Here is a 14,428-nt window from a genome sequence, read left to right on the forward strand (position 1 = left end):
GACGACGATCTGCGGGAGTGGCTTGTGACAGTGCGGGTAGCGGTGGACTTCGGGACATCGAGCACCTGCGTAGTCGCTTCGATCAACGGCCGTGAGCCGCAGGTCGTCGTGGTGGACGGGCAGCCCCTGATGTCGTCCGCGGTCTACGCCGCGCCGGACGGGACGCTGTTCGTCGGCCAGGAGGCGGAACGGCAGGCGGCGGTGGACCCGTCGCGGTACGAGCCGAACCCGAAGCGCCGGATCGACGAAGGCGACCTGCTGCTGGGCGACAACGTCCTCCGCGTGACCGACGTCGTGCACGCCGTGCTGAAACGCGCGGTGACCGAGGCGCGCCGGCTCGCCGGTGACTCCGAGGTCGAGTTGCTCGTCCTGACCCACCCGGCCGATTGGGGCGCGACCCGGACCCGCCTGCTCCGGCAGGCGGCGGGCGGGCTCGCGCGCCAGGTCGCCCTCGTGCCGGAACCGGTCGCCGCGGCGGTCTATCACGCGGCGACGTTCGCTCCGGTCGACCTCAACTCCGAGCGCACCGTCGAGTTCAGCGGCCGTCCCGGCGACGCCCTGGCGGTGCTCGACCTCGGCGGGGGCACCGTCGACGTCTCCGTGGTCCAGCGCATGCCCGGCAGCCCGGCGGATCGCAGTTCGCCCGCTAAACGCGCCGGGTTCCAGGTGCTGGCCACCCGGGGGGACCCGAGTTTCGGCGGGGCGGACGTCGATCAGGCGCTCCTGGAGCATGTGGGTTCGCTGGTGTCGTCCGTCGATCCGCCGGAATGGCGGAAGCTGGTCGAGGGCCGCGAACTCACCGACCGACGGCGCCGCCGCGTCCTGCGGCAGGACGTGCGCGGTGCGAAAGAGACGTTGTCGCGGCACGCGTACACCGACGTCCCGATGCCACCGCCGTTCGCCGACGCCCACGTGACCCGCGAGGACCTCGAGCGGCTCATCGCGGGCCCGCTCGGGCGCGCGGTCGAGCTGACGGTCGCCGCGATCAGTGATTCCGGGCTGCGGCCGAAGCAGCTGACCGCGATCTTCCTCGTGGGCGGGTCGAGCCGGATCCCGATGGTGTCGCGGCTCGTGCACGAGCGGACCGGTGTCGTGCCCACGACCCTCGACCAGCCGGAGACCGTGGTCGCCCGCGGCGCCCTGCGCGCGGTGCTGATCGACCCGGACCGGACCGGATCGCTGGCCGGCTCCGCGGTCTCCCGTGCGGGCGGTGCCCTCGCGCCGTCCCGCCCCGACGCCCAGCGCCCCTCGTTCCCTCCTGGTCCGCACCACCCCGCCCCGCCCCCACAGAGCGCGTTTAGCCCGCTAAACGCGACGCGGCAGGGGCCGCCGTCGCCGCCGATGGGACACCAGAGGATAGCCGGGCAGCAGCCGTGGCGGCCGGGTGTGCCTTCCCCCGAGCGCAAACCGGCCGAGCGCGGCGGAAAGAGCAAGAAGACGCCCTGGATCATCGCCGCGGCCGTAGTGGCCGTGGCGGCGGTCGTCGGCGGTGTCCTCTTCGCCGTCAACAGCGGGGAGGACGAGCCGGAAGGGCGCGTGCTCGCCCAGTACGACTACCGCTTCATCGCGCCGATGGACTGGACGCAGACCGACGACCGGGTCGCCCAGCGTCAGGTGGTGATCCATCCGAGCGACTCCCTCACCGGGGACGACCTCGTGGTCGCCCAGGAGTACGTGATGGACTACGACGCGACGGCGGACAGACAGAAGCTTGTCGACCAACTCGGCGGCGAGGCGGAGAGTAAGCCGGAGCAATACAGTGGTTTCAACGCCTCCGTGAGTTACGGCGGCAAGACCGTCATCTACTACCGCGAGACCAAGCCGAGGGCGCGCGTCGACTGGTACGTCGTCGCACAGGGGAAGATCCGCGTCCACATCGGTTGCCAGTACGGCACCGGCTCACCGTTCGAACAACGCGTGAGCGCGGCCTGCGAGCAGGTCGTCAAAACGATGGTGGTCGTCCACTGAAGGGGGAGCCAGATGGCACCCGAAGCCGAGACCGCCGCTGAGCATTTCGCGCGCACAGGGCGCGACGCGGTCACTTACGCCCGGCAGGTCGCCCGCACGGCCAAAGCGCGTTACGAACGCCGCCGCGGAGAAAACGCCGAACTGGCGAAGCAATTCGGCAAGGGACGGCTCGTCGGCGGCGAGACCGCGCCGACCCCCAGCGTCGTCCGGAACGCCGCGAAACGGTTCCGTGCCGGCGTCGGTCTTCCGGTCCCCGCTTTGCCCTCAGCGGCAGACCTGGTTCCCGTTCGGCCAGAACCCGCGCCCCGTCGGCCACGAGCGGGTGACGAGGACGAGGACTTTTCGCAGTCGCGAATCATGATCCGCGGTGAATGATCGACCGCTGTGCACTTGCGAAATCCCGTGGTGAAAGGCCATTTCTTCCCGCGATTCGCGCCAGGTGGTCGCCGTGCCGCCGACTGGTTCCCCCGGCGAGCGTTCACGCAAGCAACTACTTGAAATCAAACCGCGACAAGGGGGAACCAGACATGGCAGGGTCTCCGTCGTAGGTCCGTACGAAACGAACACACCGAGTACGGATAACCACGAACGAAGGGGGTAGCTCCCATGGCTGGCGGTTTTCAGGGGAATGTCGAGCAGTTCACCCAGGCTGAGAAGCGGGTGACTGAGGTTCGCGTCTCGATGGACCAGAACTTGGGCACGCTTCGCAGCAACATCGAAGCCACCCAGGCCGGCTGGACCGGCGACGCGGCGATCGCGTTCAACAACGTGATGAAGCGCTTCGACGAAGCGGGCCGGGGGCTGAACCAGGCCCTCCAGAACATCGGCGAACTGCTCGAGCAGGCCGGTTCGAAGTACAACGCTTCCGAGCAGCAGCAGCAGGAACTCATCAAGTCGGTCAACGCCGGCTTCGGCGTCCTCGGCTGATCTCGGCTCCCCGCACCATCCACAGACTTTCTTAACCACTGGAGGAAACCATGTCCGAGATGAAGGTCGATTACGCCACGATCCACACGGCGGCCGAAGACTGCAAGAAGACCGGTGGGGAGCTCGAGTCGCTGTTCGGTCAGCTGAAGAGCGACCTCGCTCCGCTGGTCAACACCTGGCAGGGTGACGCGCAGACCGCTTACCTGGCCGCGCAGCAGGAGTGGGACAACAAGTTCGAGGAGCTCAAGCAGCTCCTCGCGCAGGTCGCCGGCGTGCTGCCGCAGCTGGCCGACGGCTACCAGGCCACGGAGCAGGGCGTCACCGGCCTGTTCTGAGTCTCACGCTCGGAACGAGCAACGGCGGGCAGGCATCTTCGGATGCCGAGCCCGCCGTTTCGTTTGTGCGAAAGAAAAAGCCGCGACGGAGGAACTCCATCGCGGCTTTCGGTGTATCGGGCGAAGATCAGTGCGGCGCGCCGACCTCGAATTCCGGCGTGGTGTTCAGTACTCGGACGGTGACCTTCTTCTGCTGTCCCGAAAGGTCGATCGAGCAGTCGAACGTGGTGCCGTTTTCCACTGGTTGGCCGGAAGGACAGGCCACGTTCTTCACGTCCGGTTCCCCGTAATGTTCGTTGAGCACGCGGACGACACCGTCTTGGACCGACTTCTGATCGAGACTGTCACCCGCGAACGCCCCGAGCAGCCAAGCGCCGACCCCTCCCGCGACCACGACGGCCGCGGCGATTCCACCGATCAGCAGCGTTTTCTTCGAGACCTTCGGCTTTTTCGCGGGCTCGGTCCCGAAAGCGCCGAGTCCGCCGTATTGGGACGACGACTGCGCGGGCTGGAACCCTCCGCCGTACTGGGCCGGTGGGGGACTACCCGGTGGAGTCTGGTGCGGCGCCTGCCAATTCTGCTGCGGCGCGGGCTGCTGCGGCGGTTGCTGCTGCCACGCCGCTCCCGGTGCGGGAGTGCTGCTTTGCTGCCATGGCCCGGAAAACGAGCCGGTGACGCCGGGCTGGCCGGGCTGCTGCCACGGCCCGGTGTAGGAGCCGGTGGTCGCCGCGTTCGGGTCGCTTTGCTGCCACTGCCCGGAATGCGGTCCGGTGGCCTGCCCCTCCTGCTGCCAGCCTTGCGGCTGGTTGGCGGGATTCGCCGGTGGCTGCCACCACTGCTGCGGCTCTTGGGGGTGTTGGGGCTGTTGTTCGGGCGGCTGGCTCATCGGTGGTCACTCCGGGGCGTCGAGAATTTCGCAGCATCGGGACGAAGGCGCTCGGCCATGCTTCAGACGCCTTTCAGCTCGGCGAACCGGCGATTGAAGTCGTCCTTCGCCGCCTTGTCCGGCAGCACGGTGATCTGCGAGGCGTCCGGCAGCTTCGGCATGTCCTGCGCGGTCGCCTTGCCGGTGAAGCGGAAGTCGTAGCGCAGTTCGATCTTGTGTCCGCCGCCCTCGATCTTGGCGTCCATCACGATCTGGTTCAGCGTCCCGTCCGCGTTGAGGGAGACGGTCGTCAGTACCGGCGCCTTCTTCATCTCGTCCGTGATCGCCCCGGTGATCTTCGGGGGCAGGACCTCCACGCGGCGCTCGATGAACTTGCCGAACGGGACGGCGGCGGTCAGCTCGATCCGGTTCTCAGGCAGGCTTTTGGCGCCCTTCACGATCTTCTTGTCCGCGTTGTAGGAGACGGCGATGGCGTCGGCCATCTTGCAGGCGGTGATGATGCCGCTCCACGCGCAGGGGATGGTCAGCCCGGCTTCCGATTTGGGCATCGAGACCCACGGCGTCGGCGCGAGACTCTTGTAGACGGGCCCGAGGTAGGCGTATTCGACGGTTCCGTCGCCCGGGGTGTACCAGTCGATGCTGTCGTCCGGGTTCTTCTGCGACCGATGACGGCTGACGCGGCTCTCCGGCGAACCGGCGCGGGCGGAAGAGATCGTGCTGCGGATGTACTGCTCGTCGAACCGGAAGTACGCGCCCGATTCGCTGGTGACGTCCCGCTGGTCGCCGATCGTGTCCTGCAGCTTGTTCATCGCCGCTTCGAACTTCGTGCCGACGTACGCCGCGGCGTCGTCGCCCTTCGGCACGGCGTTGCCCGCCCGGGCCTGGCCGCAGGCGGTGGTGAGTGCCAGCACGGCGCCCAGCACGCACAAGATGATCGTTGGCCGTTTGTTCATCGCCGTTCCCCTGAATCGAGTCCCCGCGCGCGGTGCGCGTCCGGATCGTCTCATCCTCCCCCGCCGAAGGTGATGCCGTGGGCGGTTCCGCCACACCGGCGGGTACGATTGCGGGGCGCCCGCCGGGCGCCGGTCCTAGTATGGGACCCCGGACCGACCCCCGCTTCGCAGTAGGGTCGGGCGTGGGGGTATCTTCATATGTCGTTGTGCGCTGCGGCGCGTAAGCGCTAGGCCCGCACAGAACCCACACGCAATGTTGACGACGAGGTAGACCCTTGCCCACGTACAGCCCCAAGCCCGGCGACGTCACTCGTGCCTGGCACGTGATCGACGCCGAGGATGTCGTGCTCGGCCGGCTCGCGACCGAGGTCGCCACGCTGCTGCGCGGCAAGCACAAGCCGACCTACGCCCCGCACGTGGACACCGGTGACTTCGTCATCATCGTCAACGCCGAGAAGGTGGCGCTCACCGGTAACAAGCGCGAGCAGAAGTTCGCGTACCGGCACAGCGGTTACCCCGGTGGTCTGCGTAAGCGCTCCTTCGGCGAACTGCTCGACACCAAGCCCGAGCACCTGCTCGAGAAGGTCGTCAAGGGCATGCTCCCGAAGAACAAGCTCGGCCGCGCCCAGGCGAAGAAGCTCAAGGTCTACGCCGGCCCCGGGCACCCGCACGCCGCGCAGCAGCCGCAGGCGCGCGAGATCACCAAGATCGCGCAGGTCGCGCAGTGAGTGAGGAACAGTCTGTGACCAGCACCGAGGAGACCGCGACGGAGGCCGTTGAGGCCGTCGCGACCACGGAGACCCCCGCGGTCGGCGACGCCGTCGCGACCAGCGAGACCCCGGCCGGTGCGCGCCCCTCGCGTGCCGCGGGTGGCAACGCCCAGACCGTCGGCCGCCGCAAGGAGGCCGTCGTCCGGGTGCGCGTCGTTCCCGGCACCGGTGAGTTCAAGCTCAACGGCCGCACGCTCGAAGAGTACTTCCCGAACAAGGTGCACCAGCAGCTCATCCGTGAGCCGCTGGTGACGGTCGACAAGCCCGACTCGTTCGACATCTTCGCCAACCTGCACGGTGGCGGGATCTCGGGCCAGGCCGGTGCGCTCCGCCTCGCGATCGCTCGCGCGCTCGTCGAGGTCGACGCCGACGACCGCCCGGCCCTGAAGAAGGCCGGCTTCCTGACCCGTGACGCCCGCGCCACGGAGCGGAAGAAGTACGGCCTCAAGAAGGCCCGTAAGGCTCCGCAGTACAGCAAGCGCTGATCGCGCCTCTGGCGCAACCCACGGAAGCGCCCATCCGTCTCTCGGATGGGCGCTTCCGTGTTTCCCGGGTCCTTCCTTCCCCAACGGGCCCGTTGTCACAGCAGTCCCCCGTGCCCCATGCGCCCCACCCGTTTCACGATTAGCCCGCTAAAGTCGCTGCCTTCGCGTTTAGCCAGCTAAACGCGAAGCAGGGGTGCGGGGAGACAGGAGTGGGCACTGGCTAGGTTGTCGTGGTGGTTTTTCAAGGAGGTCGACAGATGGCTCGTCTATTCGGTACCGACGGCGTACGTGGCCTCGCCAACGAGGAGCTGACCCCGGAGCTGGCGCTCGCTCTCGCCGCCAGCGCGGCGCGCGTGCTCGCCGCCCACGACCGCTCGCACCGCCCGGTCGCCGTCGTCGGCCGCGACCCGCGGGCCAGTGGCGAGATGCTCGAGGCCGCCGTTGTGGCAGGTCTCACGTCCGCCGGTGCCGACGTGCTCCGCCTCGGCGTCCTCCCCACGCCCGCCGTCGCCTACCTGGTCGGCGCGCTCGAAGCGGACCTCGGCGTGATGATCTCCGCCTCCCACAACCCCATGCCCGACAACGGCATCAAGCTGTTCGCGGCAGGTGGCCACAAGCTTCCCGACGGGATCGAGGACGAGATCGAGGCCGGTCTCGACGCTCCTGTCACCCGGCCGACCGGCATCGGCGTCGGTCGCGTCCAGGACGTCCCCGACGCGGGTGACCGCTACATCCAGCACCTGCTGTCGGCCACCCCGCATCCGCTCGCGGGCCTCCGCGTCGTCGTCGACTGCGCCAACGGCGCGTCGTCGTTCGCGGCCCCCGAGGTCTACCGCAAGGCCGGCGCGGAGGTCATCGCGATCCACGCCGAGCCGGACGGCGTGAACATCAACGAACGCTGTGGGTCTAATCACCCGGACGCGTTGCGCGCGGCCGTCGTCGAGCACAACGCCGACCTCGGGATCGCTCACGACGGTGACGCCGACCGCTGTGTCGCGGTCGACGCCACGGGTGAGCTCGTCGACGGCGACCAGATCATGGCCGTCCTCGCGCTCGCCCTCGCCGAGACCGGCGAGCTGACCAAAAACACCCTGGTCGCCACGGTCATGAGCAACCTGGGCCTGCACCTGGCGATGCGCGCGCACGACATCAACCTCGTCACCACCGCCGTCGGCGACCGCTACGTCCTGGAGGAACTCCGCGCGAGCGGGTGCGCGCTCGGTGGCGAGCAGTCGGGCCACGTCGTTCTTCCCGCGTACGCGACCACCGGCGACGGCCTGCTCACCGCGCTGCGGGTGATGAGCCGCATGGCGTCCACCGGCAAGTCGCTCGCCGAACTCGCCGCCGTCATGAACCGCCTGCCGCAGGTGCTGGTGAACGTCCCCGTGGCGGACAAGGCGGCGGTCGCCGTCTCGCCCGCCGTCCGCGACGCCGTCGACGCCGTCGAGGCCGAACTCGGCGAAGAGGGCCGCGTGCTGCTGCGCCCGTCGGGCACTGAACAACTGGTCCGCGTCATGGTCGAAGCCACCGCGCACGACACCGCACAGGCGGCCGCCGACAGGCTCGCCGGCGTCGTCTCGTCGGCCTCGTAGTCCCTCTCACGTTCTTCCCAAGTCGCTGCGCCCGGGTTACCGGCCCGGTACATTCCGTGTGCAAGGAACGGCACCGGGAGGGCTTGGGCCACGTCTGATCTCCGACGCAGATCGTTGCCCAGGATGAGGGGGAGACATGGCCGGCGGCCACAAGGTCGATCCGCAAGCGCTGACGCAGGCGGCCAAGGCATTGAGCGACATTCCGAAGCACGCTTTGGCACAGCCGTTGGCGGCGGTCAAGGACATCCAGCTGGTCGCGATGGATTTCGGGCAAGGGCACCAGGAGAGCTACGGCCCGTACCGGCCCGCCGTCACCCGGCTGGCCAACATGGCCGGCAGCTACCTCAAGGCCGCTGACCTGTTCGCGCAGAAGCTGAACGCCTCGGGCGGCAAGTACGAGGCCAGCGAGGCGGACACGACTCAGTCCGTGAAAGAGAGCGGCCGGTGACCGCCCAGGAAGAAGACGACCTCCCGACCCGCGCCGAGGTCGAGCAGATCATCAACGACGAGCGGATCCCGTGGGACGTCCGGCGTGATCTCGCCCTGCAGTATCTCGACTACATCGAGGACGAAGACCCCGACGAGGTCGGCTTCGCCAGCGACGAGGACAAGAACGGTTTCCGTGACGCCGTAAAGGCGCAAATGAAGATCAGCGAAGGCGATCTCAACGGGAACAACCTCTGGGGCGGCATGCTGTCCGACACCCAGTTGATCAACAGTCTCGAAGACAGCGTCCAAGTCGCCTACGGCAACGCCAAGGGCTACGTGGACAAGTTCGCCGAGGAAGGCCGTCAGGCGAATCAGAAGGCGAACGCCGACGCCAGGGCCGGTCTCGACCAGATGGCCTCCAAAGCGACCGCGACCAACCCGGCGGCGGAAACCTCGGATCAAATCCTGGACTTCGGCAAGCCGTCGTTCCGCAACATCGAGATCTTCGTCCCGCTCTACAACCGTTCCGTCGCGGCGGTGCGTTCCGGTGCTCCGGCCGATATCAACCAGCTGCGTGAACTGTACGACCAGCAGCGGAAGATCCCGTTCGGCAAGTTCGCCGCGGGTGCCGACGAATTCACGAAGCTGAAAGAGGCGGTCGTCACTTCCTCCGGTGATGTTTCCGGGGAGATGAAGAAGAACCTCGGCGGCTGGGAGGGTGCCGCCGCCGACCAGGCGCGGACCTATCAGCAGAACTACGAGGCCAAGACGAAGGTCGTCGCGGACGGCGCGGAGCACGCGGCCGTCGCGATGATGACGGCGGCCGCCTCGGTCGCGAAGTTCTGCCGGGACAAGGCCGACTGGATGGTCAAGGCCTCATGCGACCGTCTCGGTGAGGTGACCGCGCAGGATCTGGACCGGATCATCCGCATCGCGGAGCTCGGCAACAACGCCAGCCAGGATGACTTCAAGCACTGCTCGAAGTTCCTCGACCAGCAGTCGCGCGACATGATCAACGACGACGACTGCGACCTCGACGACGAGACGATCGATCACATCATCAAACAGGTCCAAGCCTATTTGTCGGGGACCTTCAACCCCTTCTATTCGCAGTACCTGAACGATTTCAGGACCATGTGCGCCAACACCCACACCGCGGTCGCCGGGGCGTGGCAAGGTCTCACCGACTTCTTCAGCCAGCTCGAGGAGAACCCGTTCGTCAATCTCGACGCGGCGGCAGGCACCTCGGACGGTGGATTCAAGACCGAGGGAGGGCAGGACAGCGGCGGCGGTCGTACCGGTGGCCCGGGGCCCGGGCCCGGTAGTGGCGGGGGCGGTGACACCACGCCGATCGGCGACACGAAGCCTCCGGCGCCACCGAGCCCTCCGGACCCGAACATCAACCCTGTCACGGACAAGCCGCTCGAAGTCGACCCGGAGACCGGCGAGGCTTACCCGATCGATCCGCGCACCGGCGAGGCAGTCAAGCCCGATGGTCCGGAAACCGTCACCGTAGAGCAGGGCGATCACAAGATCTCCATGGCCGAGCCTGGCAAGGACGGCAAAATGGATATCTCGGTCGACGACGGCACAGGGCACCCGAAGGACTACAAGCTCGACTTCGGTGATTCGCGGCCGTTGCCGGACGACACTCCCAACCGCGGACCCGGTGGTGACGCGGCGGCGGGCGGGGCGATCCATCGCGACACCGCACAACGGCCGGACGCTCCGCGCGCCGACGACCAGGCGTTCAAGCCCGGCCCGGACGGCAAGATCCACATCGAGGACGGTGGGCTCAAGATCACCGCCGAGCGGCCGGACGGAGCCGACGGACCCACGCGGGTGACGGTCGACGACGGCAGCGGCAAGCCGACGACGTACACCCTCGGCGAAGAGGGGCCCGCCGCCAGGACGGCCGCCGGAGCCGGTGGTGGCGCCCCCGACGTCCGTCCGGACGCCGCTGTCCCGGGTGGCAGGCACGCCGCCGAGCACGTTCCCGGTCAGCCGGTGGAAGCGGCGGCGAGGGAACACGCGACGGCGCAGAGCGCTCCGGCGCCGGTGTCACAGGGTGGGGACCAGGGTGTGCGCACGCACGAGGTTCCGGTTTCCGGCGCGGTTGAAGTCCCGGCCGCCGCAACCGAGCAGACCACCTCGGCGGCGGCTTCGGATTCGACGTCACCGCAGTCGTGGAGCAACCCACTGAGTGACGATGGACTTGACGAGGCCTCCGATCCGGCGGGCACCGGTGGCGGCGTACCCACTTCTTCGACCTCGGGCCTCGGCTCGGCGCCGGGTGGGGGCGGCGATCAGTCCGCCGCCATGGGCGGTGGAATGGGGATGCTGGGCGGCGGCATGATGGGCGGTGCCGGAGCGGGCGGCAGCGGCGAGGACCAGCAGCGCACCTCGAGCGGCTACCGCGTCGACGGCGGCCTCTTCGACACCGCGACGTCGACCAGCCGGATCAGCGGCTCTCTCGACGACGACGGCGTCATCGGGTTCCGCTAGCGGCCGGCATCGGCGAGGGGAGGACTGACCGTGAGTTCCGAGGACGCGCTTGCCGCGATGAAGAGCAGATTGGCGGCTCTGGAAAGCGAGAATTCCGCCAGGATGGCGCTGCTCGACAAGCGCCGTGAAGAGGCGCTCGCCGAGAGCAAGGAGAAGTTCGACAAGCAGGCGAAGATCCAAGGCGGCGTCATCGTCCGGTTGCAGGAGCGCAACCGCAAGGCCAAGGCCGCGGGCGGCTGGGCGACCGAGTCGACGCTGGCCGAGAAGGTCGAAGACGACGGCGATTTCGGGTTCGAGGAGGACGAGGCCGAGAACGAGCGCCGTGCCGGGTACCGGACGGCCGAGGAGCCACCGATCGCGTACCGGCCGCCTGCCCCGTCGGCGCCGCCAGCCTCGCCGCCGCCTCCGGCGCCGGTCCCGGAAGAGCGTCCGGCCGGACGGCACCGGCGGGCGGCGGCCGCGCGGGGCGACGACGACGATTTCGCCAACACCGACTGGCTGGCGACCTGAGTCGTCAGGTTCGCAGTGTCACGATGGCCCGCTCGACGCCGTGGAAGACGGCGTGCGTCTTGTACCGCACATCCTCGGCGACGTGGTCGGCGGTCAGGACCTCGGCGAGGGCGCGGAGTGCCACTTCGCCCTCCGCGACCGCGACGCGCGAGCCGGGGCAGGTGTGCCTGCCGAGGCCGAACGCGAGTTCGGCGTCGGGGCCGAGCGGGATGGCCAGTTTGTCTCCTGACGTGAAGTCCTTGCCGGACAAGGAGAACGGCGCGATCACGCGGCGGGCGGCGAAGCGGGTCGGGGCGATTTCGTGGATCAGTCCGCGTACGTCGTCGAGGACGTCTGGGCGGCGTAAAGTTTCAAGGGCGCCGAGGGCGAGGAAGTTCATGGAGTTCTCGTACGCGGCGTGGGCGAGCATCACCGGCGTGATCATCAGTTCGTCTTCGGTGATCCGGCCTACTTCGTGCGCTTCGCGAAGCAGCGCCAGTCCGCCGCCTTCGACGGCCGTCGCCTTGAGGAAGAACATCGCCACCCTGAGCGCGGCGGTGTCCGCTCCGGCCGGTCCGCCCGACCAGACGTCCAGATTCGCGGCCGTCTCGGACAGGTTCGTCAGCAGCTTCTCGTCAAGCGGCTCGACCGTGCCGAGCACCGCCTCGGTCACCCTGGCCGCCACTGGCCTGGCGAAGTCGGCCACCAGGTCGAACCGGGCACGCGACTTTAGCCCCCTAATCGTGACGCGGAGGTCGGCGAGCACCTCCTCCGGCAGGGGCTCCACCAGGGCGATGACCTCCTTGACGACCGCGCGCAGCCGCCGGTGGTCGGCCCCGTCCATCAGCAGGAGGTTCGGGGTCTCGGCGGCGGCACCGCCCGGATTCGAGCTGAGCTCGCGGTCGCGCAGGGCCTTGACGCGGTCCGCCGGATCGTCCAGCACGAAGAAGTCGTCCACGTTCGTATGATGCCCATGCCGCGGCCGGAGGAGGTGCCAGTGCCTGCAAAACAGCCATCAGAAGTGCCCGAGGAAGTGTTGCGGACCCCGCTCGTGCACCGCTTGCTCGGGCGCGCCGACGTCGAGCGCCCGGCGTACACGCATCTCGACTGCTCGAACCGGCACGAACCTGTCGAAGACACGTTGACCTGGGCTGAGCTCCTCAGCCACGTTCGTGCGGTCGCGGCGAGATTGCGCGAGCTGATCCAGCCTGGAGACCGCGTCGCGATCACGGCGCGACAGGACCTCAAGTACATCGTCGCGTTCTTCGGCGCGCTGTACGCCGGAGCCGTCGCGGTGCCGTTGTCCGCGCCGGACGTCCGTGCGCACCGCGAGCGGCTCGTCGGGGTCCTCAATGATTGCGACGCCGACATCTGGCTCACCTCGGACGCCCTGGTCGAGCGACTCACGGAGTTCGCCGAGGCCGAGCCGGTTCCGGCGCCGCGCGAGATCGTCGCCGTCGACACCCTGCCGTCGGACCCGGCGGACCGCTCGTCGCCGTCGCAGGTCTCTCCCGAAGATCCCGCTTATCTGCAGTACACGTCCGGCACGACGCGATCACCCGCCGGCGTGATCATCACGCATCGGGCGCTCTCGGCCTCGTGCTGGCAGATCTGCGAGGCCTACGACGTCGACGAGCACACCACGTGCGTCGGCTGGATCCCGTTCTTCCACGACATGGGGCTGGCGCAACTGATCGCGGGAACGATGCACTCCGGCGGCCGGACGGTGTTCATCGCGCCGCTGGAGTTCATCCGGCGCCCGGAGCGCTGGCTGCTGCTGATGTCGAGATATCCGAACACGCTCACGGCGGCCCCGAATTTCGCGTACGACCTGGTGACCGAGGCCGTGCCCGAGTCGAAGCGCGCCGAGTACGACCTGTCGACGGTGTCGATCGCGCTCAGCGGCAGCGAACCGGTGCGGGCGGCGACCGTCCGGGATTTCCTCGCCGCCTACGAGCCGCACGGCTTCCCGCGGGGCGCGTTCCGGCCGTCTTACGGCCTGGCCGAGGCGACGGTCTACGTCGCCAGCGGCGACTCCGGCGGGCCGGTGGTGACCGAGGTGGACGGCCGCGAGGTCGTCGAGATCGGCTGGCCACGGGGCCAGCGGGTCCGCGTCGTCGCCCCAGCGGATCGCGTTTCGCCCGCTAAAGGCGACGTGGGCGGGACGGGGGAGATCTGGGTCAAGGGGCCCAACGTGGGGGCCGGGTACTGGCGACGTCCGGAGCTGACCGCCGAGGTGTTCGACGCCGAACTCGACGGGGAGCGAGGCTGGCTCCGCACCGGTGACCTGGGATGGATCCGGGACGGCAGGCTCTCCGTGACCGGACGCCTGAAGGATCTGATCATCATCGACGGCCGCAACCACAGCCCCCACGACATCGAAGAGACCGTCGCCGCCGCTCACCCCCTTCTCGGACCCGAGCGGGTCGCCGCGTTCTCGGTCGATCTGGACGACGGCGAGGGTGTCGTCGTGGTCGCCGAGCGTGCGCGGAAGGCCTCCGACTTCGTCGAGGACGAGGTCGCGCGGGCGGCCACCCGCGCCGTCGCCGAACGCCACGACGTGCGGCTCAAGGCTTTCCTCCTGGTGAAACCCGGCGGGCTGCCGCGAACCTCCAGCGGCAAGGTCGCGCGTTCCGCGGCCAGAACGCGATACTGGACGACGGATGGGACAGAATCCCCTCATGGCAGCTGACGGGAGCGAGTACGTCGACGAGATCAAGGCCCTCGTCTGCAAGACCTTCGACGTCGATCCGGACACCATCGACGAGAACACGCCCTTCGCCGAAATGGGCGTCGACTCCCGGCGCCGGGTCCGGCTCCTGGCGACGGTCGAGGTGGAATTCGGGATCGACATCGACCTCGACGAGCTGGATCGGCTGGTCGACATCCGGGGCGCGGCCACCGTGCTCGCCGAGGCCGTCGAAGCGGGCGGGCAACCGCGAAAACGCGGTCTACCAGGCTTCTTGCGCCGAAACCGTTTGAGTTAGCAAAGGTATGAATGTTCCTGCGGCTTCGATGACCGGTGGGTACATTCTTGTGTGCATATGCGATGGCACCTGATGCCGCCGGCGTGCGTCGTAGGTAGGACA

At 68.5% G+C, this 14,428-nt stretch carries 15 protein-coding genes; 12 read left to right on the forward strand and 3 right to left on the reverse strand.

The genetic code is table 11. The features are described from left to right. Window positions 1–24 precede the first annotated feature (24 nt). The 4 genes from AVL48_RS28260 (at window position 25) to AVL48_RS28275 (ending at window position 3,230) form a co-directional block, all read left to right on the forward strand. Window positions 25–1,968 (forward strand): type VII secretion-associated protein, encoded by a 1,944-nt coding sequence (locus AVL48_RS28260; RefSeq protein ID WP_061979937.1) that lies wholly within the window; start codon window positions 25–27, stop codon window positions 1,966–1,968. Window positions 1,969–1,980: 12 nt separating this feature from the next. Beyond that, entirely contained in the window at window positions 1,981–2,343 is a 363-nt protein-coding gene (locus tag AVL48_RS28265; protein WP_061979936.1) for a hypothetical protein, read from the forward strand. Between the two features lie 231 nt (window positions 2,344–2,574). After that, window positions 2,575–2,895 carry a WXG100 family type VII secretion target gene (locus AVL48_RS28270; RefSeq protein ID WP_037314738.1) on the forward strand — a complete coding sequence of 107 codons (321 nt, stop codon included), beginning with the start codon at window positions 2,575–2,577 and terminating at the stop codon, window positions 2,893–2,895. Between the two features lie 50 nt (window positions 2,896–2,945). Beyond that, window positions 2,946–3,230 (forward strand): WXG100 family type VII secretion target, encoded by a 285-nt coding sequence (locus tag AVL48_RS28275; protein WP_037314741.1) that lies wholly within the window; start codon window positions 2,946–2,948, stop codon window positions 3,228–3,230. A 127-nt stretch (window positions 3,231–3,357) separates the two neighbouring features. Here AVL48_RS28275 and AVL48_RS28280 read toward each other — a convergent pair whose 3' ends face one another. Beyond that, the gene (locus AVL48_RS28280; protein ID WP_063054145.1) at window positions 3,358–4,116 is read right to left on the reverse strand and encodes a DUF4333 domain-containing protein; all 759 of its coding nucleotides are present in this window, start codon (window positions 4,114–4,116) and stop codon (window positions 3,358–3,360) included. 62 nt (window positions 4,117–4,178) lie between these two features. Beyond that, window positions 4,179–5,069 (reverse strand): hypothetical protein, encoded by an 891-nt coding sequence (locus AVL48_RS28285; protein ID WP_061983353.1) that lies wholly within the window; start codon window positions 5,067–5,069, stop codon window positions 4,179–4,181. 275 nt (window positions 5,070–5,344) lie between these two features. On the opposite strand from AVL48_RS28285, the gene rplM reads away from it, so the two are divergent. The 6 genes from rplM to AVL48_RS28315 all read left to right on the forward strand — a co-directional run bounded on the left by rplM (window position 5,345) and on the right by AVL48_RS28315 (window position 11,360). Further along, the gene (gene rplM / locus AVL48_RS28290) at window positions 5,345–5,797 is read left to right on the forward strand and encodes a 50S ribosomal protein L13 (RefSeq protein ID WP_037314750.1); all 453 of its coding nucleotides are present in this window, start codon (window positions 5,345–5,347) and stop codon (window positions 5,795–5,797) included. Window positions 5,798–5,811: 14 nt separating this feature from the next. Beyond that, the gene (rpsI, locus tag AVL48_RS28295) at window positions 5,812–6,324 is read left to right on the forward strand and encodes a 30S ribosomal protein S9 (RefSeq protein WP_074038207.1); all 513 of its coding nucleotides are present in this window, start codon (window positions 5,812–5,814) and stop codon (window positions 6,322–6,324) included. A 257-nt stretch (window positions 6,325–6,581) separates the two neighbouring features. Beyond that, window positions 6,582–7,916, forward strand: coding sequence for a phosphoglucosamine mutase (glmM, locus tag AVL48_RS28300; RefSeq protein WP_061983355.1), 1,335 nt, complete (start codon window positions 6,582–6,584; stop codon window positions 7,914–7,916). Between the two features lie 136 nt (window positions 7,917–8,052). Beyond that, window positions 8,053–8,364, forward strand: coding sequence for a hypothetical protein (locus AVL48_RS28305; RefSeq protein WP_061983356.1), 312 nt, complete (start codon window positions 8,053–8,055; stop codon window positions 8,362–8,364). Continuing rightward, complete coding sequence (locus tag AVL48_RS28310; RefSeq protein WP_061983357.1) at window positions 8,361–10,850, forward strand: hypothetical protein; 2,490 nt, start codon at window positions 8,361–8,363, stop codon at window positions 10,848–10,850. Before AVL48_RS28305 ends, AVL48_RS28310 begins: the two co-directional genes overlap by 4 nt. 30 nt (window positions 10,851–10,880) lie before the next feature. After that, on the forward strand, window positions 10,881–11,360 hold the full coding sequence (locus tag AVL48_RS28315) for a hypothetical protein (protein WP_061983358.1): 480 nt from the start codon (window positions 10,881–10,883) through the stop codon (window positions 11,358–11,360). Between the two features lie 4 nt (window positions 11,361–11,364). Here the strand turns inward: AVL48_RS28315 and AVL48_RS28320 are convergent, their stop codons facing one another. Further along, complete coding sequence (locus AVL48_RS28320; RefSeq protein WP_061983359.1) at window positions 11,365–12,297, reverse strand: cytochrome P450 family protein; 933 nt, start codon at window positions 12,295–12,297, stop codon at window positions 11,365–11,367. Between the two features lie 15 nt (window positions 12,298–12,312). Here AVL48_RS28320 and AVL48_RS28325 point away from each other — a divergent pair, with 15 nt between their 5' ends. Together AVL48_RS28325 and AVL48_RS28330 are read left to right on the forward strand one after the other, a co-directional pair. Further along, window positions 12,313–14,031: a fatty acyl-AMP ligase gene (locus AVL48_RS28325; protein WP_061983560.1), complete on the forward strand. Its 1,719-nt coding sequence runs from the start codon at window positions 12,313–12,315 to the stop codon at window positions 14,029–14,031. Further along, complete coding sequence (locus tag AVL48_RS28330; protein ID WP_244162502.1) at window positions 14,021–14,326, forward strand: acyl carrier protein; 306 nt, start codon at window positions 14,021–14,023, stop codon at window positions 14,324–14,326. Before AVL48_RS28325 ends, AVL48_RS28330 begins: the two co-directional genes overlap by 11 nt. The last annotated feature ends 102 nt before the right edge of the window (window positions 14,327–14,428 follow it).

This window comes from Amycolatopsis regifaucium, assembly GCF_001613935.1.
Taxonomy (GTDB): Bacteria; Actinomycetota; Actinomycetes; order Mycobacteriales; family Pseudonocardiaceae; genus Amycolatopsis; species Amycolatopsis regifaucium.

Excerpts from the sequence above, each read along its gene's own strand:
- AVL48_RS28285 (WP_061983353.1), bottom strand. The coding sequence starts at position 5,069 with ATGAACAAACGGCCAACGATCATCTTGTGCGTGCTGGGCGCCGTGCTG.
- AVL48_RS28270 (WP_037314738.1), top strand. The coding sequence starts at position 2,575 with ATGGCTGGCGGTTTTCAGGGGAATGTCGAGCAGTTCACCCAGGCTGAG.
- AVL48_RS28275 (WP_037314741.1), top strand. The coding sequence starts at position 2,946 with ATGTCCGAGATGAAGGTCGATTACGCCACGATCCACACGGCGGCCGAA.
- AVL48_RS28280 (WP_063054145.1), bottom strand. The coding sequence starts at position 4,116 with ATGAGCCAGCCGCCCGAACAACAGCCCCAACACCCCCAAGAGCCGCAG.
- AVL48_RS28330 (WP_244162502.1), top strand. The coding sequence starts at position 14,021 with ATGGCAGCTGACGGGAGCGAGTACGTCGACGAGATCAAGGCCCTCGTC.
- glmM (WP_061983355.1), top strand. The coding sequence starts at position 6,582 with ATGGCTCGTCTATTCGGTACCGACGGCGTACGTGGCCTCGCCAACGAG.
- AVL48_RS28325 (WP_061983560.1), top strand. The coding sequence starts at position 12,313 with ATGCCGCGGCCGGAGGAGGTGCCAGTGCCTGCAAAACAGCCATCAGAA.
- AVL48_RS28305 (WP_061983356.1), top strand. The coding sequence starts at position 8,053 with ATGGCCGGCGGCCACAAGGTCGATCCGCAAGCGCTGACGCAGGCGGCC.
- AVL48_RS28265 (WP_061979936.1), top strand. The coding sequence starts at position 1,981 with ATGGCACCCGAAGCCGAGACCGCCGCTGAGCATTTCGCGCGCACAGGG.